The sequence below is a fragment of the Streptomyces sp. NPDC037410 genome (genome assembly GCF_055602235.1).
Window position 1 is genome coordinate 39,094 of sequence record NZ_JBVJWR010000032.1, and the last position, 18,699, is coordinate 57,792.

At 75.8% G+C, this 18,699-nt stretch carries 13 protein-coding genes; 9 read left to right on the forward strand and 4 right to left on the reverse strand.

Annotated features, from left to right (window positions below; translation table 11 throughout):
* Window positions 1–114: 114 nt before the first annotated feature.
* From ACZ7HT_RS34665 to ACZ7HT_RS34680, 4 genes are read left to right on the forward strand one after another with little or no spacing between them, the layout of a single operon-like run.
* Window positions 115–1,236, forward strand: coding sequence for a glycosyltransferase family 4 protein (locus ACZ7HT_RS34665; RefSeq protein WP_471173399.1), 1,122 nt, complete (start codon window positions 115–117; stop codon window positions 1,234–1,236).
* A complete protein-coding gene (locus tag ACZ7HT_RS34670) occupies window positions 1,233–2,417 on the forward strand; it encodes a glycosyltransferase (RefSeq protein WP_471173401.1) in 1,185 nt (394 codons plus the stop codon). Before ACZ7HT_RS34665 ends, ACZ7HT_RS34670 begins: the two co-directional genes overlap by 4 nt.
* Window positions 2,414–3,301 carry an SGNH/GDSL hydrolase family protein gene (locus tag ACZ7HT_RS34675; RefSeq protein WP_471173402.1) on the forward strand — a complete coding sequence of 296 codons (888 nt, stop codon included), beginning with the start codon at window positions 2,414–2,416 and terminating at the stop codon, window positions 3,299–3,301. Before ACZ7HT_RS34670 ends, ACZ7HT_RS34675 begins: the two co-directional genes overlap by 4 nt.
* Entirely contained in the window at window positions 3,298–6,891 is a 3,594-nt protein-coding gene (locus tag ACZ7HT_RS34680; protein ID WP_471173404.1) for a hydantoinase B/oxoprolinase family protein, read from the forward strand. The genes ACZ7HT_RS34675 and ACZ7HT_RS34680 overlap by 4 nt, the downstream gene beginning before the upstream one ends.
* Window positions 6,892–6,990: 99 nt before the next feature.
* On the opposite strand, the gene ACZ7HT_RS34685 is transcribed toward ACZ7HT_RS34680, so the two are convergent.
* Genes ACZ7HT_RS34685 through ACZ7HT_RS34695 form a run of 3 tightly spaced genes read right to left on the reverse strand, consistent with a single transcriptional unit; the run spans window position 6,991 to window position 9,232 of the window.
* Window positions 6,991–7,854, reverse strand: a complete 864-nt coding sequence (locus ACZ7HT_RS34685) for a 5-oxoprolinase subunit C family protein (RefSeq protein ID WP_471173406.1) — start codon at window positions 7,852–7,854, stop codon at window positions 6,991–6,993.
* Window positions 7,851–8,471 (reverse strand): 5-oxoprolinase subunit B family protein, encoded by a 621-nt coding sequence (locus ACZ7HT_RS34690; protein WP_471173409.1) that lies wholly within the window; start codon window positions 8,469–8,471, stop codon window positions 7,851–7,853. The genes ACZ7HT_RS34685 and ACZ7HT_RS34690 overlap by 4 nt, the downstream gene beginning before the upstream one ends.
* The gene (locus ACZ7HT_RS34695; protein ID WP_471173411.1) at window positions 8,468–9,232 is read right to left on the reverse strand and encodes a LamB/YcsF family protein; all 765 of its coding nucleotides are present in this window, start codon (window positions 9,230–9,232) and stop codon (window positions 8,468–8,470) included. Before ACZ7HT_RS34695 ends, ACZ7HT_RS34690 begins: the two co-directional genes overlap by 4 nt.
* 223 nt (window positions 9,233–9,455) lie before the next feature.
* Between ACZ7HT_RS34695 and ACZ7HT_RS34700 the strand changes: the two genes are divergently transcribed.
* The 5 genes from ACZ7HT_RS34700 to ACZ7HT_RS34720 all read left to right on the forward strand — a co-directional run bounded on the left by ACZ7HT_RS34700 (window position 9,456) and on the right by ACZ7HT_RS34720 (window position 17,955).
* The gene (locus ACZ7HT_RS34700; RefSeq protein WP_471173414.1) at window positions 9,456–10,160 is read left to right on the forward strand and encodes a GntR family transcriptional regulator; all 705 of its coding nucleotides are present in this window, start codon (window positions 9,456–9,458) and stop codon (window positions 10,158–10,160) included.
* A gap of 88 nt (window positions 10,161–10,248) precedes the next feature.
* Window positions 10,249–11,793, forward strand: coding sequence for a hypothetical protein (locus tag ACZ7HT_RS34705; RefSeq protein WP_471173417.1), 1,545 nt, complete (start codon window positions 10,249–10,251; stop codon window positions 11,791–11,793).
* Window positions 11,790–12,332, forward strand: a complete 543-nt coding sequence (locus ACZ7HT_RS34710; protein WP_471173418.1) for a hypothetical protein — start codon at window positions 11,790–11,792, stop codon at window positions 12,330–12,332. The genes ACZ7HT_RS34705 and ACZ7HT_RS34710 overlap by 4 nt, the downstream gene beginning before the upstream one ends.
* Window positions 12,329–13,231 carry a hypothetical protein gene (locus ACZ7HT_RS34715; protein WP_471173421.1) on the forward strand — a complete coding sequence of 301 codons (903 nt, stop codon included), beginning with the start codon at window positions 12,329–12,331 and terminating at the stop codon, window positions 13,229–13,231. Before ACZ7HT_RS34710 ends, ACZ7HT_RS34715 begins: the two co-directional genes overlap by 4 nt.
* A gap of 56 nt (window positions 13,232–13,287) precedes the next feature.
* The gene (locus tag ACZ7HT_RS34720; protein WP_471173422.1) at window positions 13,288–17,955 is read left to right on the forward strand and encodes a hypothetical protein; all 4,668 of its coding nucleotides are present in this window, start codon (window positions 13,288–13,290) and stop codon (window positions 17,953–17,955) included.
* A 63-nt stretch (window positions 17,956–18,018) separates the two neighbouring features.
* On the opposite strand, the gene ACZ7HT_RS34725 is transcribed toward ACZ7HT_RS34720, so the two are convergent.
* Window positions 18,019–18,387, reverse strand: coding sequence for a hypothetical protein (locus ACZ7HT_RS34725; protein ID WP_471173424.1), 369 nt, complete (start codon window positions 18,385–18,387; stop codon window positions 18,019–18,021).
* Between the last annotated feature and the right edge of the window lie 312 nt (window positions 18,388–18,699).

Here is an 18,699-nt window from a genome sequence, read left to right on the forward strand (position 1 = left end):
CGCCCCGGGGGCCGGTGCGTTCCGCCGTCCCCGGGGGGAAACGCTCATGGGACGTTCCCTCCCCGTCCAGATCCACGTCGGCGGGTACACGCCGGGCACGACGACAACACCCGTATGCGTGTCGTCATCGTCACCGAATCCTTCCCTCCCGACATCAACGGTGTGGCGCACTGCGCCCTGCAGACCGCGCGCCACCTCGTCCGGCGGGGCCACACCCCGCTCGTCATCGCCCCCGCCGTCGCCGGCCAGGCCGCGGACGCCGACGCCCCCTGCGCCGTCGTCCGGGTGCCCTCCCTGCCCCTGCCCGGCTATCCGCAGGTACGGGTCGCCCTGCCCAGCCGCCGGGTAGCCGCGGCCATCGCCGCCCACCGCGCCGACCTCGTCCACCTCGCCGGACCCTTCGTCCTCGGCGTCCGGGGCATGACCGCCGCCGCCCGGCTCGGCATACCCGCCGTCGCCGTCTACCAGACCGACCTCGCCGGCTACGCGCGCACGTACGTCGGGACCGGCGAGGGCGCCGCCTGGCGCCGCCTGCGCGCCGTGCACGGCGCCGCCGACCGCACCCTCGCCCCGTCCACGGCCGCCGTGCGCGACCTGGAGGCCCACGGCATCGGGCGCGTCCGGCGCTGGGGACGCGGAGTGGACACCGTCCGCTTCCGCCCAGGACTGCGCGACACCGCCCTGCGCCGTGAACTCGCCCCCGACGGGGAGGTCCTCGTCGGCTACGTCGGCCGCCTCGCCCCCGAGAAGCGCGTGGACCTGCTCGCCGGAGCCTGCGCGCTCCCCGGAGTGCGGGTCGTGGTCGTCGGGGACGGGCCCAGCGCGCCCGCCCTGCGCACCGCCCTGCCGGGCGCCCGGTTCCTGGGCCGCCGCACCGGCGACGACCTCGCCCGGATCTTCGCCTCCCTCGACGTCTTCGCCCACACCGGCCCGTACGAGACCTTCTGCCAGACCGTCCAGGAGGCCATGGCCAGCGGGGTGCCGGTCATCGCCCCGGCCGCCGGCGGACCCCTGGACCTGGTCGACCACGGCCGCACCGGACTCCTCGTACCCCCGGGGGATCGGGACGCGCTGCGGGAGGCCGTCGCCGGGCTCGCCGCCTCGCCCGACACGCGCGCCGCCCACGGCCGGGCCGGCCGGGCCGCCGTCGAGGGACGCACCTGGGAGGCGCTCGGCGACGAGCTGATAGGCCACTACCTGGAGGTGCTGCGCGAGCGGACGGCGGTGGCGGCATGAGCGGCGTCCGTACGGGAGACGGCACCGGGCTGCGGATCGTACGGCTCGCGAACTTCGTGACCCCCACCTCCGGCGGCCTGCGCACCGCACTCGACCAGCTCGGCCGCGGCTACCTCGCCGCCGGTCACGAGCCCGTCCTCGTCGTCCCCGGCGCCACCGCCGGCGACCACCTCACCGAGCAGGGCCGGGTCGTCACGCTCCCCGGCCCCGTCCTGCCCGGCACCGGCGGCTACCGGGTCCTCGCCGACCGGCGCCGGGTCCGCCGGCTCCTCGACGAACTCGCCCCCGACCGGATCGAGGTCTCGGACCGCACCACCCTGCGGTGGACGGGGGAGTGGGCACGACGCGCGCGCGTGCCGTCGGCCATGGTCTCCCACGAGACCGCGGACGGGGTGCTGCGCACCTGGGGCGTGCCGCCCGCGCTCGCGGCCGGCGCGGCGGACCGGCTCAACCGCCGCACGGCCTGGGCCTTCGCGCGGATCGTGTGCACGACGGAGTGGGCGGAGCGCGAGTTCGTACGGATCGGGGCGCGCAACGTCGTACGGGCCCCGCTCGGCGTGGACCTGGAGCGCTGCCGGCCCGGCCGCCGCGACGCGGCGCTGCGGGCCCGGTACGCCGACGGCGAGCGGGTGCTGCTCCTGCTGTGCTCGCGCCTCTCGGTCGAGAAGCGGCCGGGCACGGCCCTGGACGCGCTTGAGGAGCTGCGGGGCCTGGGGATCGCGGCGGCGCTCGTGGTCGCGGGGGACGGGCCGCTGAGGGGCGCCCTGGAGCGGCGGGCGCGTGAGCGGCGCCTCCCCGTGCGGTTCCTCGGGCACGTGGCCGACCGGGAGGCCCTGGCGGACCTCCAGGCGGCGGCTGACGTGTGCCTGGCACCCGGGCCCGCGGAGACGTTCGGCCTCTCCGCCCTGGAGGCCCTCGCCTGCGGGACCCCCGTCGTGGTCAGCGCCTCCTCCGCGCTGCCCGAGGTCGTGGGCACGGCGGGCGCGGCCGCCGCCGACACGCCGAGTGCCTTCGCCACCGGCGTACAGGGGCTCCTCGCGATCCCGGAGAGCGTCCGCCGCCGGGCCGCACGCGCGCGTGCGGAGGTCTTCTCCTGGGACCGTGCCGTCACCGCCTTCCTCGCCGCCCACGACGCCTTCCCGGCACCCCGGCCGCTCGTGTCCGAGGAGGCCCGCAGATGAGACGGGAGACGGTGGAGGCGGGCGCGACCACGACCGAAGGCGCCAGGGAACCCGTCCGGTTCGTCGTCCTCGGGGACTCCTTCAGCGAGGGCGTCGGGGACCGGGCCGGCGGGGCCTGGCGGGGGTGGGCGGCGCTGCTCGCCGAGGGGCTCGCCGGCGACGGGCGGGGGACGGCCTTCCTGAACCTCGCCTCCAGCGGCGCGCTCAGCGCGGACGTCGCCGACGGGCAGGCCGCCCGCGCCCTCGCGTTCCGCCCGCACCTCGCCTCCGTCGTCGTCGGGGTGAACGACACCCTGCGCCGCACCTTCGACATCGCCCTCCTCGCCCGCCGCCTGGACCGGGTCTGCGCCGATCTCGACGCCCTCGGAGCCGTACTCCTGACGGCCTGCCTTCCCGATCCCGGCCGGATGCTCGGCCTGCCCCCGCCCCTGGCGCGCCCGCTCGCCCGCCGCCAGCGCTCCGTCAACGCGGTCGTGCACGCGCTGTCCGCCCGGTACGGCGCCGTCCACCTGCACCTGGCCGACCCCGAATGGACCGAGGACCGGGCCCTGTGGAGCGCCGACCGGCTGCACCCCGGCGAGCGCGGCCACCGGGCCGTCGCCACCGGTTTCCACCGTCTCCTCGCCGCCCGGGGACTCGCGCACGGCGCGCCGCCCTCCCCGGAGCCCCTCCAGCCGCCGCCGACCCGGACCGAGGCCCTGCTCTGGCTCGCCACCGCCGGCACCGGCTGGGTCCTGCGCCGCAGCCACGACCTGCTCCCGCAGCTCCTCCTGCTCGCCGGCGCCGAACTGCGCCACTGGGCCGACGGCAGCGGCACGGCCCCCCTCGACGCGCGCGCGGACGACGCCCTCGCGTCCGCCCTCGCGGCCACAATGGGAGGATGAGCGGGCGCTGGGAGTTCTGGATCGACCGGGGCGGCACCTTCACCGACGTCGTCGGGAGACGGCCCGACGGCCGGCTCGTCAGCCGCAAGGTGCTCTCCCACGACCCCTCCCGCCGTCAGGACGCGGCCGTCGCAGGCATCCGCCTCCTCCTCGGCCTGGGCCCCGACGACCCCGTCCCCGCCGACCGGATCGCCGTCGTCAAGATGGGCACCACCGTCGCCACCAACGCCCTCCTGGAGCGGCGCGGCGAGCCGACCGTGCTCCTGATCACCGAGGGCTTCCGCGACGCCCTCCGCATCGCCTACCAGAACCGCCCCCGGCTCTTCGACCGCCACATCGTGCTGCCCGAAGCGGTGTACGCGCGCGTGATCGAGGTGCCCGAGCGGGTCGACGCCCACGGACACGTCGTCCACCCGCTGGACGAGCCCGCCGTCGCCGCGGCACTCGCCGCGGCCCACGACGAAGGCCTCCGCTCCGCCGCCGTCGTCCTCCTGCATGGCTACCGGCACCCCGAGCACGAGACCCGGGTCGCGGAGGCGGCCCGCGCCGCCGGCTTCACCCAGGTCAGCTGCTCGCACGAGGTCAGCCCGCTCATCAAGCTGGTCCCGCGCGGGGACACCACCGTCGTCGACGCCTACCTCTCGCCGATCCTGCGCCGGTACGTCGACGAGGTCGCCCGTGAACTCGCCGGGATCCGCCTCATGTTCATGCAGTCCAACGGAGGACTCCGCGAGGCGGCCCACTTCCGCGGCAAGGACGCCGTCCTGTCGGGACCGGCGGGCGGAGTCGTCGGCATGGCCCGCACCTCGGCGCAGGCGGGGCACGACCGTGTCATCGGCTTCGACATGGGCGGCACCTCCACCGACGTGTCGCACTACGCGGGCGCCTTCGAGCGTGAACTCGGTACACAGGTCGCCGGGGTGAGGATGCGGGCGCCCATGATGAACATCCACACCGTCGCGGCGGGCGGCGGCTCCGTCCTCCACTACGACGGGCGCCGCTACCGGGTCGGCCCCGACTCGGCAGGCGCCGTCCCCGGACCCGCCTGCTACCGCCGCGGCGGCCCCCTGACGGTGACCGACGCCAACGTCATGCTCGGACGCGTCCAGCCGGACCACTTCCCCGCCGTCTTCGGCGAGAGCGGAGACCTCCCCCTCGACGCGGAGGTCGTACGGGAGAAGTTCTCGGCCCTCGCCCAGGAGGTCGGCGGCGGTCGCACCCCCGAGGAGGTCGCCGCCGGATTCCTGGAGATCGCCGTCCTCAACATGGCCAACGCCGTCAAGAAGATCTCCGTGGAGCGCGGCCACGACGTCACCCGGTACGCCCTCACCAGCTTCGGCGGCGCCGGCGGCCAGCACGCCTGCGCCGTCGCCGACGCCCTGGGCGTCGACACCGTCCTCGTACCCCCGCTGGCCGGGGTGCTCTCGGCGTACGGGATCGGGCTCGCCGACGCCACCGCCATGCGGGAGCGGTCCGTCGAGGCCGAGCTCGACGCCGACGGCACCCACGCCCGCGTGACGGACCTCTGCGCCGAACTCGCCGAGCGCACCCGCGAGGAGCTGCGCGCCGACGGACTGCCGGACACGGCGATCACCACGCACGCGCGCGTGCTCCTGCGGTACGCGGGCACGGACGCGAGTCTCCCCGTCGACCTCGCACCGCCCGACGAGCTGAAAACCGCGTTCACAGACGTTCACCGCGCGCGGTACGCCTTCACCCTGGACCGGCCGCTCGTCATCGAGGCCGTCACCGTCGAGGCCGTCGGCAGCGCCGGTCCGCACGGGCCGGTCCTCGTGGACACCGGCGAACGGACCGGCGCCCTCACTCCCGTGGCCACCGTCCGCACGCACAGCGACGGCACACCCCACGACACCCCGCTCCACCGGCGCGAGGACCTGCGGCCGGGCGACGACGTGGACGGGCCCGCGATCCTCGCCGAGGCCGACGCCACCACCGTCGTCGACACCGGCTGGCGGGCCACCGCGACCGACGAGGGCCACCTCCTGCTGCGCCGTGTCGTCCCCCGCCCCGCGCGCGTGGCCGCAGGCACGGACGTGGACCCCGTCCTCCTGGAGGTCTTCAACAACCTCTTCATGTCCATCGCCGAGCAGATGGGCGTCCGCCTGGAGAACACCGCCCAGTCGGTCAACATCAAGGAACGCCTCGACTTCTCCTGCGCCCTCTTCGACGCCGAGGGCAACCTCATCGCCAACGCGCCCCACATCCCCGTCCACCTCGGCTCCATGGGGGAGTCCATCAAGGAGGTGCTCCGCCGGCGCGGCGACGACCTGCGCCCCGGCGACGTCTACGCGATCAACGACCCGTACCACGGCGGCACCCACCTCCCCGACGTCACCGTCGTGACACCGGTGTTCGACGACGAGGGGCAGGAACTCCGCTTCCTGGTCGCCTCCCGCGGCCACCACGCCGAGATCGGCGGCATCACCCCCGGCTCCATGCCCGCCTTCAGCCGGACCGTCGACGAGGAGGGCGTCCTCTTCGACAACTGGCTGCTCGTCCGCGACGGACACCTGCGCGAGACCGAGACGCGCGCCCTGCTCACCGGCGCCCGCCACCCCTCCCGCGACCCGGACACCAACCTCGCCGACCTGCGCGCCCAGATCGCCGCCAACGAGAAGGGCATCGAGGAACTGCGCCGCACGGTCGAGGAGTTCGGGCTCGACGTCGTCCAGGCCTACATGCGGCACGTCCGCGCCAACGCCGAGGAGTCCGTCCGGCGCATCGTCGCGCGCCTGGACGACGGCGCGTACCGCTACGAGACCGACGGGGGCGCGGTCATCCGGGTCGCCGTCCGCGTCGACCGCGAACGGCGCTCCGCCGTCCTCGACTTCACCGGCACCTCCGCCCAGCTGCCCGGGAACGCCAACGCGCCCACCGCCGTCGTCATGGCCGCCGTCCTGTACGTCTTCCGCACCCTCGTCGACGAGGACATCCCGCTCAACAGCGGCTGCCTGGAGCCCCTGGAGGTCCGCGTCCCGCCCGGCTCCATGCTCGCCCCCGTCCCCCCGGCGGCCACCGTCGCGGGGAACGTCGAGACCTCCCAGGCCGTCACGGGCGCCCTGTACGCGGCCCTCGGCGTCCAGGCCGAGGGGTCCGGCACCATGAACAACGTCACCTTCGGCAACGCGCGCGTGCAGTACTACGAGACCGTGGCGAGCGGCTCGGGCGCGGGCGACGGCTTCGACGGCGCCGACGCCGTCCAGACCCACATGACCAACTCCCGGCTCACGGACCCCGAGATCCTGGAGTGGCGCCACCCGGTCCGGGTCGACGCCTTCGCGGTACGGGAGGGCAGCGGCGGGCGCGGCCGGTGGCACGGCGGCCACGGCGTCGAGCGGCGCCTGCGCTTCCTGGAGCCGATGACGGTGGCCCTCCTGACCGGCCACCGCAGGGTCCCGCCGTACGGGATGGCCGGCGGCGAGCCGGGCGCCCTCGGCGAGAACCTCGTGGAACGCGCCGACGGCACCGTCGAGCACCTCGAAGGCGCCGCCACCACGGAGGTGGGCCCCGGCGACGTCCTGGTCCTGCGGACCCCCGGCGGCGGGGGCTACGGCCCGCCGGCCCTCTGAGCCGCCCCGCCACCGGTCCCTCGGCGTACCGGAACGAACGAACGGGCCTTCAACGCACCGGCACGAACGAGCCCTCGGCGCGCGGGAACGAACGAGCCCTCAGCGCCCCGGCACGAACCGCACGGGTGTCCCCGGGACCGCCTGCGCCGCCGCGCCCAGGTCGGCCTCCCGTACCACCGCGACCACCGGATAGCCCCCGGTCGTCGGATGGTCCGCGAGGAACACCACCGGTCGCCCGTCCGGCGGCACCTGCACCGCGCCGAGCACCATGCCCTCGCTCGGCAGCTCGCCCGGCACGGCCCGCTCCAAGGGCGGGCCGTCCAGGCGCAGCCCGATCCGGTTGCTCGCAGGCGACACCCGGTACGCGCGCGTGGAGAGGGTCCGGAGCGCGCCGGCGGTGAACCAGTCGTCGCGGGGGCCGAGCCGGACGGGCAGGACGAGTTCGTCCGGCGGGCCCGGCCACGGCGGGGCGTCCACCGCGACCCGTACGCCCGTGTCCGGGCCCAGCGGCAGCACCGTGCCCTCCGCGAGCGGCGCCGGGCCGAGGCCCGACAGGAGGTCGGTGGAGCGGCTGCCGAGCACCGGCGCGACGGCGATCCCGCCGCCGAGGGCCACGTAAGACCGGAGCCCGCGCACGGCCGCGCCGAGCTCCAGGACGGATCCGGCGCCGACCCGGACCGTCGTTCCCCAGGCGGCGGGCCGACCGTCCACCCGGACCGGGCACGGCGCCCCGCCCACCGCCACGGTCACCGCGCCCCGGGGCCGCAGCGCGCAGCCGCTGACGGTGGTCTCCAGGACGGCCGCGTCCTCCGGGTTGCCGACGAGCCGGTTGACGAGGCGTACGGCCGCGGGGTCGAGGGCGCCCGAGCGGGGCACGCCGAGGTGCGCGTACCCCGTGCGGCCCAGGTCCTGGACGGTGGTCAGCGCCCCGGCCCGCACCACGGCGACGGCCCGGTCGCTCATCGCCCGCCCCCCGCCGTGAACCGGACCCGGGTGCCGGGCGTGAGCAGCGCGGCCGGGACCCGCTCGGCGTCCCACAGCACCAGGTCCGTGGTGCCGATCAGCTGCCAGCCGCCGGGGGAGGAGCGCGGGTACACACCCGTGTACGGGCCGGCCAGGGCGACCGACCCGGCCGGGACGGCCGTGCGCGGCGTGGCCCGGCGCGGCACCTCGTACCCTTCGCCGAGCCCGGTCAGATAGCCGAACCCGGGCGCGAACCCGCAGAAGGCGACCCGGAACTCGGCCGCCGTGTGGATCCGAACCGCCGCCTCCACGGACACCCCCCAGAGCGCGGCGACCTCCGGCAGGTCGGGCCCGTCGTAGCGGACCGGCACCTCGACGGCCGCGCCCACGCGCGCGTGCAGCGGCGCCGGATCCCAGCCGGCCAGCTCGGCCGCGAGCCGCTCCGGGGCGTCCACCCCGTCGAGGAGCACCGTCCGCGCCGCCGGAACGATCTCCCGTACGGAGGGCAGCGCACCGGCCGCCCGCCGGCGCAGCAGCTCGGCGTGGAGGGCCTCGGTCGCCCCGCCGTCGTCCAGCTCCACCAGGAGGGCGCGGCCGCCCACCCTCAGCACCCTCACGCGAAGGCCTCCACGCGCACGCCGGAGGCTTCGAGCCGCTCCCGGACCCGCCGGGCAAGGCCCACCGCGCCCGGGGTGTCGCCGTGCAGGCAGAGAGACCGGGCCCGCACGGCGACGGAGCTCCCGCAGTGCGCCGTGACGACCCCGAACCGGGCCATGGACACCGACCGTTCGACGACCTCGTCCGGGTCCGTGACGACGGCCCCCTCCCGGCCCCGCGGCAGCAGCGAGCCGTCCGCCCGGTAGGCCCGGTCGCCGAAGGCCTCGGCGACGACCGGGAGTCCGGCCGCCGCGGCGGCCTCGTGCAGCCGGGAGCCCGGCAGCCCGAGGACCGGCAGCGTCCGGTCCGCGAGCAGCACGCCCTCGACGACGGCCGCGGCCTGCTCCGCGTCCCGGACCACCCGGTTGTAGAGCGCCCCGTGCGGCTTCACGTACGAGACGCGCGAGCCCGCCGCCCGGGCGAAGACCTCCAGGGCGCCGATCTGGTACGCCACCTCGGCGGCCAGCTCCGCCGCCGGGACGTCCATCGCGCGCCGTCCGAAGCCGGCCAGGTCCCGGTAGGACACCTGGGCCCCGATCCGTACCCCGCGTGCCGCCGCGAGCTCGCATACCCGTCGCATGGTGGCCGCGTCCCCGGCGTGGAAGCCGCAGGCCACGTTGGCGCTGGTGACGACGGACAGGAGCCGCTCGTCGTCGGTCAGCGTCCAGCGGCCGAAGCCCTCGCCGAGATCGGCGTTGAGATCGATCGGGACCAAGGTCATGTGAAGCCTCCTCGGGAAGGACCCGAATGCCGGGAAAGACCCGAATGCCGGGAAGGAGTCGAAGCCGTGTACGGAGCCGAGGCCGCGGATAGGGCCGAAGCCGCTGAAGCGTGCCCGCCAAGCTAGAGGATTGTTCAACGATCCGACAAGATGCGTGTTGTCGCTTCCTCGTTTCTGCGCTTGACTCGGCCGCGGACGACGGAAGGGGCGAGACGCTGTGGACGTGACTGGGGCCGGCGGGCTGACGGACGACCGCGTACTCCTGGGACGCACGAGCACGGCCGAGCGGGTCGCGGACATCCTGCGCACCCGGATCGCCGAGGGCTTCTTCGCGCCGGGCGTCCGGCTCTCCGAGGAGAGCATCGGCGGCGCCCTCGGTGTGTCCCGCAACACACTCCGCGAGGCCTTCCGGCTCCTCACCCACGAGCGCCTGCTCGTCCACGAGCTCAACCGGGGCGTCTTCGTCCGCGTCCTCGCCGTGGGTGACGTGGACGACATCTACCGCACCCGGCGGCTCGTCGAATGCGCCGTCGTGCGGGGCCTGGGGCAGCCGCCGTTCGCCGTCGACGCCCTCGCCGCCGCCGTCGCCGGGGGCGAGAACGCGGCCCGCGCAGGCGACTGGACGGGCGTCTCCACGGCCAACATCCACTTCCACCGCGAACTCGTCGCCCTGGCGGGCAGCGCCCGTACCGACGAACTGATGCGCGGCGTCCTCGCCGAACTCCGCCTCGCCTTCCACGTCGTCGACGACCCGCGCGCCCTGCACGAGCCCTACCTCCGGAGGAACCGGGAGATCCTGGACGCCCTGCGGGCCGGGGAACGGGCCTCCGCGGAGCGGCTGCTCGCCCGCTATCTGGACGACTCACGCGCACGCGTGGTCGCCGTCTACGCCCGGGCCGTCGACGCTCCGGCGGGCTCCGACGGCTGAGGGCGGAGCCCGTACGAGGCCACCGAGGGGGCCGGGCGTATCTGCGCCGTTTCGACCGTTGTCAGGGTGAGGACCTAATCTGTCCACCGTGACTTCGCCTGCCTCGACGGACCTCGCTCCGCCCCAGCTCAGCGCGGGGCCGCGCCCCGCGCAGGGCCCGGCCGCCGACGAAGGGCTCGCGCGGCGGCTCCGCGCGCTCGCGTGCACCGCCCCGCTGCACGACCTCGACGCGCGCAAGGCGAACCTGGCCGGCGAGTACACGGTCTACGCGATGGCCGAGGTGGCCCTCTCCGCGATCGACCTCATCACGCTGAACATGGACTTCGACACGGGCGCCGACCACGAGCAGATCGTCGCCCGCCTGCTGCCCCGCGTCGCCGCCCAGGCACCCGCCCGCCCCGCCGCCGAGCACGAGCGCGTGGCCCGCTGGGTCCTGGAGAACCTGATCAACGTCGGCAGCGTCGACCGCGGCTTCCGCGCCGTCTACGGCACCTTCGGCACCGACGGGGTCTACGTCCGCAGGGACTACGACTTCAAGCTCATCGAAGAGGTCCCCGGCTACGGCGGCGGGGTCTACCTCCGCACCACCGACGAAGCGGTCAACGTCCTCGTCGGAGCCCTCGACACCGACGTCACCAGCGCCCAGATCGCCGCCGAGGTGAAGCTGGAGGTCCTCATCAACCGGGGCCGCCTCGCCGACGCCCAGCTCGCCGCCGAGCAGGCGCGCTACCGGACCGTGCAGTACGCCGAGACCCTCCGCAAGACCCTGGAGGCCACCCGGCGCAACGTCCGCGCCGTCGACTGGCTCCACACCGTCCCCGACATGATCGCCGAGGCGCTCGACCACGTGGCCGACCGCTACCGCCACGAGAACGCGATCCTCACCAACATCCGCAAGGCCCGCGACGAGGCCGAGGCCGCGACCGACGCGAAGACCGCGGAGCACAAGCGGCGCGCCGCCGAGCTCGTCGACATAGTCAAGGACTGCATCCGCCGCCACACCCAGCTCCAGTCCCGCCTCCTGGAGGCCGGGCCGCTCTTCCGCGCCGAGCAGGACCGGCAGGCCTTCGCCGCCCCCACCGCGTACACCGGCCTCGACCTGTACGGGCAGCTGGTCGCCCCCGTCCTGCCGCTCCCCGTCGAGCAGGCCACCCGCGTCACCGACGCCTTCTTCGCCCGCGGCACCGGACTGCGCACCCCCGCCTCCGTCCGCCTCGGCGACCTCGTCGACCTGCTCCTCACCCCGCCCGTCGAGCGCGAGCACCTCGGCGCGGAGATGCCCGAGCCCGACCTCATCGCCACCCCCGACGACTCCCGCTTCAGCGAGGAGCAGCTCGCGAGCGCCATGCGCCTGCTCGACCTGGAGCACGACGCGCCCCGCCGCCTCTCCGGCCTGCTCGCCGAGGCCCGCCGCCTCGACCCCGACCTTCCGTACCTCGTCGCCCTCCTCGCCGTCCACGCGGCGAGCCCCCCGGTCGGCACCGCCTACCGCCAGGGCGAGGAGCGCCTCCTCTTCGCCGTCGACGACGGCACCCCGCTCGACGACCACGAGTTCGGCGGCGCCGACCTGATCGTCGGTACGGCGATGCTCGACGCGGCGGGCATGGCCGCGGACCGCACGGAGGCCTCGTGACCCTCGTCCCCCAGGCCCGGCCGAGCGCGGCCGCCCCCGGGCACGCACCCGCTCCGGTGCCGGACACCGAGTCCGCACGACAGAACGTGCCCGAGGCCGCGCCCGAGCCCGAGGCGGAGCGCGTACCTGGCCCCGAGTCCGTACCGGTACCCGAGCCCGAGCCCGAGTCGGTACCGGTACCCGAGTCGGAGCCCGAGTCCGGGTCCGTACCGGTACACGAGTCCGAGCCCGAGTCCGTACCGGTACCCGAGCCCGAGTCCATACCGGTACCCGTACCCGAGCCGACCCCCGCGCCCGGCGCCGCAGGCCCCGCCTCCGCCGGACGGCCGCGGTTCGGGACCGTGTCCGTTCCCGAGCCGGTCCGGACCCCGCCCGCGCGGCGCCGGGACCTCCCGGCCGTGCGGGCCGTGCGGCTCACCGACGAGCCGCCCGCGCCCGTGGACCGGCCCGCGGCCGGCGCCGCGGCCGTCACCCCCGTCCCGCTGCCCGTACCCCGCGCCGCACCGACCGAGAGCCGTACCGAGGAGCCCCAGCCGTGAGCGAAACCCACGCCGAGTACACCGACGCGTGGAGCGAGCAGGAGCCCCCGCAGCCCCCGGCCGCGTCCACCACCTCCGCCGTCACCCCCGCCGACGCCGCCGACGCGGCCCGGCTCGTCTCCTTCGGCCTCCAGCCCAAGCTGCTCCCGGCCCGCGACGCCGAGTACACCGAACTCCTGCGCCGCTACCGCGAGGACCCCGCCTTCGCGCGCCTCGCCGACGCCGTCGCCACCGGCCTCGGCCTCGTCGTCCTGGAGGTCTCCCCGCGCGCGGGGATGGCCGTCACCGCCGGCGAGGACTCCGTCTTCGCCGTCCGCATGGGCGACTACGCCCGCCGGGCCAACACCGACTCCGCCGACCGCTTCCTGCACGGCCTCGCCCACCTCGCGGTCGCCGCCATGGCCTTCCCCCGGCCCGAGGACCTCGCCGACGACGCGTACATCGGCCGCCTCACGGTCAACGGCGTCGACGCCTTCGTGCGCCAGGCCTGTCTGCGCCTGGAGCAGCGCGCCGAGGAGCAGGGCGAGAACACCGACCCGGCCTCCGACGCCCCCGGCCTGGAGGCCGCCTGGCGGATCTACGCGCGCCGCAGCGCCACCGGCGCCACCAAGGACGCCCGCCGCCTCGCCGGATCCACCACCGGCATCGTCGGCAAGGCCGCCGCGTTCCTCACCGACTCCGGCTTCCTCCAGCGCACCGGCGACGAGGGCGGCGGCTCCTACCGCACCACCGCCCGCTACCAGCTCCAGGTCCGCGACATGGCCGGCTCCGCCGCCATGGCCGAGCTCCTCGAACTCGGCGTGGTCCCCGTCAGCGACGGCTCCGCGACCCTCCTCCCGCCGCCCGAGGGCGACGACCTGGAACTCGCCGCCGACGCGGGACTGCCGTTCCATGCGTGACCGCCCCGCCTGACCGCCCCGCGCCACCGCCCCCTTCCAGTACGAGAGTCCGCCGCATGTACGAGCTGTCCCGGGTCCGCCTCTACTCCATCGGTCCCGCCGGTGCGCGCTACGCCGACACCGTCCTGGACCTGCGCGGAGTCGGCGCACCCGTGCCGCACCCCGCCCCCACCCAGGCGGAGTTCTTCGAGGAGGAGCCGGTCGGCCCGCCGCGCCGCCCGGCCCCCGCGGGCGTCCTCTTCCTGGAGAACGGCGGCGGCAAGTCCGTCCTCCTCAAGCTGATCTTCTCGGTCATGCTCCCCGGCCACCGCAACACCCTCGGCGGCGCCAGCTCCGGCGTGCTGCGCAAGTTCCTGCTGGCCGACGACTGCGGCCATGTGGCCCTGGAGTGGCAGCACACCCTCACCGGCGAACTCGTCGTCGTCGGCAAGGCCAGCGAGTGGCGCGGCCGCCAGGTCTCGAACGACCCGCGGAAGTTCGCCGAGGCCTGGTACTCCTTCCGTCCCGGCCCCGGACTCAGCCTGGACAACCTCCCCGTCGCCGAGGCGACCTCCGTCCGCCCGCCCGTCGAGGGCGCCTCCGGCGCGCGCGGCCGCCGCCGCACCATGAAGGGCTTCCGCGACGCGCTCACCGAGGCCGGGAAGGCGTACCCGCACCTGGAGGTGGTCTGGGAGGAGATCCACGACCGCTGGAACGAGCACCTCGGCGACCTCGGCCTCGACCCCGAACTCTTCCGCTACCAGCGCGAGATGAACGCCGACGAGGGCGAGGCCGCCGGCCTCTTCGCGGTCAAGAAGGACTCCGACTTCACCGACCTGCTGCTGCGGGCCGTCACCGACACCCGTGACACCGACGGCCTCGCCGACCTCGTCGGCGGCTTCGGCAACAAGCTCGGCCGCCGCGCCGAACTGACCGCCGAGCGCGACTTCACCGCCGGCTCCGTCGACCTCCTCGGCCGGATCGTCGAGGCCGGCGGAACCCGTGCCCACGCGCGCGAGGTCCACGCCGGCGCCGAGCGCCGCACCCGCACCCTCGCCCGCCGGCTCTCCGCCCGCGCCGCCGAGGAGCGCGGCCGCGCCGCCGAACTCGCCCAGCAGGTCACCTCCGCCGGGCACGCCGTCGCCGAGGCCGAGACCGCCCGCGGCCGCAGCTCCCTCATCGCCGCCGAACTCGCCTACCGGCACGCCTCCCTGGCGCTGACCGCCGCCGAGAAGGGCGCCGCCGCCCAGCGCCGTGAACTCACCGACGCCCGCACCCTGTACTCCGCCTGGCAGGCCGCCGAGGCGGTGCTCCGCCACCGGGCCGCCGGCGACCGCTCCGCGCGCGTGGCCGCCGCCATCCGCGAGGCCGAGCGCGACGCCGCCCCCGCCCTGGCCGCCCGCGCCAAGGCCGCCGCCGATCTCGTACGGGCCCTCGCCGCCGCCGCCGAGGAGGGCGAGCGCCACGCCGCCGAGGAGGAGGAACGCTCCACCGCCCTCCAGGACGCGGGCGAGACCGCCCACCGGGACGCCACCGCAGCCGCCACCGAGGCCCAGCGGGCCCGCAGCGAGGCCGGCCACCTGCGCCAGCGGCTCGCCGAGGTCGAGCAGGAGACCGCCGAGGCCGTCCGCGCCGGCTGGCTCGACGACACCGCGCCGGACGCCGACCCGGCCCGCGCCGCCCTCGCCGCGAGCGACGCCGAGAAGACGACGGTCGCCGCCTGGGACACCGCCCGCGAAGCCGCCCGCACCGCGGCCGAACGCGCGCGTGAGGCCGCCGGCACCGAGTCCCGCGCCGAACTCGCCGCCGCCCGCGCCGCGGACGCCGCCGAGGCCGCGGGGAACGCCTACGACGCGGAGCGCCGCGCTGCCGAGTCCCTCGCCTCCGAGGAGCGCCTCGCCGAACTCCTCAGCCTGCCGTCCTCCGGCTCCCCGCTCCCCGGCCAGCGCGCCGCCACCGGCTCCGAGGCCGAACCCGAGGAGGACGCCGGGACGCGTGCGGAGCCCCAGGGCCCGCTCACCGTCACCGAGTTCGACCGGTACGCCGACGAGCTGCGCGGCCTGCTCGACCAGGCCGTCACCTCCGCCGAGCGGCAGCTCTTCGAACTGCGCACCGCCGCCGCCGACGACTCCCGCATCCTCGGGGCCCTCGGTGACGGCGGCCTGCTGCCGCCCGGCCCCGACGTCCTCGCCACCGTCGAGTACCTCGGCGAGCACGGCATCCCCGCCCTCCCCGGCTGGCGCTACCTCGCCCAGGCGGTGGATCCCGCCGACCACGCCCGGGTCCTCGCCGCCCGGCCCGAGCTCGTCGACGGCGTCGTGATCACCGACCCCGTCTCGTACGGACGCGCCCGCGAGGTCCTCGGCAGCGCCGCCCTGCTGCCCCGCTCCGCCGTCGCCGTCGGCACCGCCGCCGCCCTGCTCGCCCCCGTACCGGCGCAGGAGCAGTCGGAGGACACCGGTGTCTTCCTCGTACCGCCGAACCCGGCCATGCACGACGAGCACGCGGCCGACGAGGAGCGGCAGGCGCTGCGTGCCCGCGCCACCGCCCGCGACGAGGAGATCCGCACCCTCGCCGGCCGCCTCGCCGGTGACCGGGCCCTCGCGTCCCGGATCGGCGCCTGGCGCGCCGACTGCCCGTTCGGGATGCTCGCCGAGCTCGCGTCCGTCGCCTCCACCGCCCGCGAGACCGCCGAGGCCGCGGCCGCCGCCCTCGACGAGGCCCGCACGGCCCGTACGGAGGCCGACGAGGCCGCCGCCGAAGCCGCCCGGCTCCGGGACGAGCGCCAGGAAGCGGCCCAGCGGGCCCGCCGCGCCGCCGACGCCCTCGCCGGCCTCGCGTTCCGGCTGCGCGAGCGGTCCGCCTGGCAGGCCAAGCTCCGCGAACTCGCCGACGACGCCACCGAGGCCGAGGCCCGTGCCCAGACCTGCCTGGAGCGCGCCCGCGCCGCCGACGAGGACCGCCGCGCGACCCAGCGCGCCGCCGACGACGCCCACCGCACCGCCCGCGCCCTGCGGGCCGAGCGCGCCGAGATCGCCGGCGCCCCCGAGAACCTCCCGGAGGAGGACGCCGACGCCCCGCGCGCCGCGCTGCCCACCCTCCGCGAGGCGTACCGGGCCGCCTCCCAGGTGTACGAGAAGGTCGGCGTCGGCGCCGACCTGCGCGCCGAGCAGGCCCGCGCCGAGAGCGACGAGTCCGCCGCCCTCGCCGAGCTCGACCGCCTCACCAACAAGGTCCGCACCCGCGCCGAACAGCTCCTGGAGTCCACCGACGGCGCCGACGGCCCCTCCCGGCAGGCGGCCGCCGCCCGCGCCGAGGCCCTGGTCCAGATGCTGGAGACCCGCGCCTCCGAGGCGAGCGAGAAGCTCGGCCGGCTCCGCGGCGAGGCCGAGCGCCTGGCCCCCGAGGACGGCGAGGCGCACACCGAACTGCCCGAGGAGCTCGTACCCGCCGACGCCGAGCGGGCCCAGGCCCTGCTCCGTACCGCCACCACCGAACTCGCCACCCGCACCGACGCCCTGGAGGCCGCGCGGTCCGCCCACGCCGGACTGCTCCGCGACCACCGGGCCGCCGAGGACGCCGCCGGCGGCTTCGACGAGACGGCCGCCCTGCTGCGGGACCTGCTCCGCGACCACACCGACGAGGAGCAGGAGGAGACCGAGCCGTACCCGGGCACCCTGGAGGAGGCCCGCACGACGGCCGCCGAGGCGCGCCGCGCCCTGCGCGCCTGCACCGCCGAACTGTCCGCCGCCGACGCCTCCGTGCGCGAGGCGAGCGACATCCTCGTCCGGCACGCCAACTCCACCCGCTACGAGCAGGTCCGCACCCCCGCCCGCCAGCAGATCCGCGAACTGCCCGCGTCCGCGCTGCCCGAGCACGCCGCCAAGTGGGCCGAGGCCTTCGCGCCCCGGCTGCGGGTCCTCACCGACGAGCTGGAGCAGCTGGAGCGCAACCGGGACTCCATCGTGGACCGGCTGCGCGGCCTCGTGGAGTCCTCGCTCGCGACGCTCCGCTCCGCCCAGCGGCTCTCCCGGCTCCCCGAGGGCCTCGGTGAGTGGTCGGGCCAGGAGTTCCTGCGGATCCGCTTCGAGGAACCCGACCAGGCCACGCTCGCCGAGCGGCTCGGCGAGGTCGTCGACGAGGCGACCCGCGCCGCCGTCAGGAAGAACTCCGACCTGCGGCGCGACGGCATGTCCCTGCTCCTCAGGGGCGTCCAGGCCGCGCTGGAACCCAAGGGCGTCTCGGTCGAGATCCTCAAGCCGGACGCGGTGCTGCGCGCCGAGCGGGTCCCCGTCGGTCAGATGGGCGACGTCTTCTCCGGCGGCCAGCTGCTCACCGCGGCCATCGCCCTGTACTGCACGATGGCGGCGCTCCGCTCCAACGACCGGGGCCGCGACAAGCACCGGCACGCGGGCACGCTGTTCCTCGACAACCCGATCGGCCGCGCCAACGCCACGTACCTCCTGGAGCTCCAGCGGGCCGTGTCGGACGCGCTGGGCGTCCAGCTCCTCTACACGACGGGCCTGTTCGACACGACCGCGCTCGCCGAGTTCCCGCTGGTGATCCGGCTGCGCAACGACGCGGACCTGCGGGCCGGACTGAAGTACATCAGCGTGGAGGAGCACCTGCGCCCCGGACTTCCGCAGCCCGCCGCGGAGGGGGAGACGATCCACGGCGAGATCACGGCGACGCGGATGTTCCGCCGGCACCAGTCCGACGACGGCGCCCCGGCGGTGGACGCGTAGCCGGTCTGAACGATGACGAACGGCCCGGCTCCCTCGAAAGGGGGCCGGGCCGTCGCCGTCGTCTCAGGCCGCCTCGGTCAGCGGCGGCGTCTCCGCCCGGCTCTCCTCGCGTCGCGTCCGTATCGACGGACGGGCCGTGCTGCTCGGCTCCGACACCACGCCGTTGCGCTGACGCCACACCTGACGGGTGATCCAGACGTCGAGGACGCTCCAGGTGGCCACGACCGTCGACGCCACCGCGGTGACGGTCACCGGGAAGCCGAGCCAGGAGCCCGCGACCGTACCGAAGAAGGCCACCACGGCCTGGATGAGCGTCACCGATGTGATCATCACGGCCCGCACGGCGGCGCCGCGCACGGGATCGGGCATCCGCCGCCGACCCCGCTCCTCCTCGACCCACAACTGCCGCGCCGGCCGCGCCTCGTGTTCCATTGTCCCGTCACTCCCCACCACTGAACGACCTCAGGGTTGGCTGCCCGTCATGAGCGCCTTTACACGGACACAACCCGCCCCGCACTCATTGACGCACGAGTGAGGGAAAAGGTTTCGTCCGGGTGGGGATGAACGCGGCCCGCGTCCCCGCGGAACAAACAGTTCCAGCCATCCGCGCAGGCCGGAGAAATGGCACACCATCAGGTGTCCTACGCCACAGTGACCGATCCCAACTCCTGCAATACCAGGACATCTCATGATCAAGACTCACTCGACAGGCTGAAAATCGCTCGGACACGCCTTCGGGATGGC

Excerpts from the sequence above, each read along its gene's own strand:
- ACZ7HT_RS34665 (WP_471173399.1), top strand. The coding sequence starts at position 115 with ATGCGTGTCGTCATCGTCACCGAATCCTTCCCTCCCGACATCAACGGT.
- ACZ7HT_RS34670 (WP_471173401.1), top strand. The coding sequence starts at position 1,233 with ATGAGCGGCGTCCGTACGGGAGACGGCACCGGGCTGCGGATCGTACGG.
- ACZ7HT_RS34675 (WP_471173402.1), top strand. The coding sequence starts at position 2,414 with ATGAGACGGGAGACGGTGGAGGCGGGCGCGACCACGACCGAAGGCGCC.
- ACZ7HT_RS34680 (WP_471173404.1), top strand. The coding sequence starts at position 3,298 with ATGAGCGGGCGCTGGGAGTTCTGGATCGACCGGGGCGGCACCTTCACC.
- ACZ7HT_RS34685 (WP_471173406.1), bottom strand. The coding sequence starts at position 7,854 with ATGAGCGACCGGGCCGTCGCCGTGGTGCGGGCCGGGGCGCTGACCACC.
- ACZ7HT_RS34695 (WP_471173411.1), bottom strand. The coding sequence starts at position 9,232 with ATGACCTTGGTCCCGATCGATCTCAACGCCGATCTCGGCGAGGGCTTC.
- ACZ7HT_RS34720 (WP_471173422.1), top strand. The coding sequence starts at position 13,288 with ATGTACGAGCTGTCCCGGGTCCGCCTCTACTCCATCGGTCCCGCCGGT.
- ACZ7HT_RS34725 (WP_471173424.1), bottom strand. The coding sequence starts at position 18,387 with ATGGAACACGAGGCGCGGCCGGCGCGGCAGTTGTGGGTCGAGGAGGAG.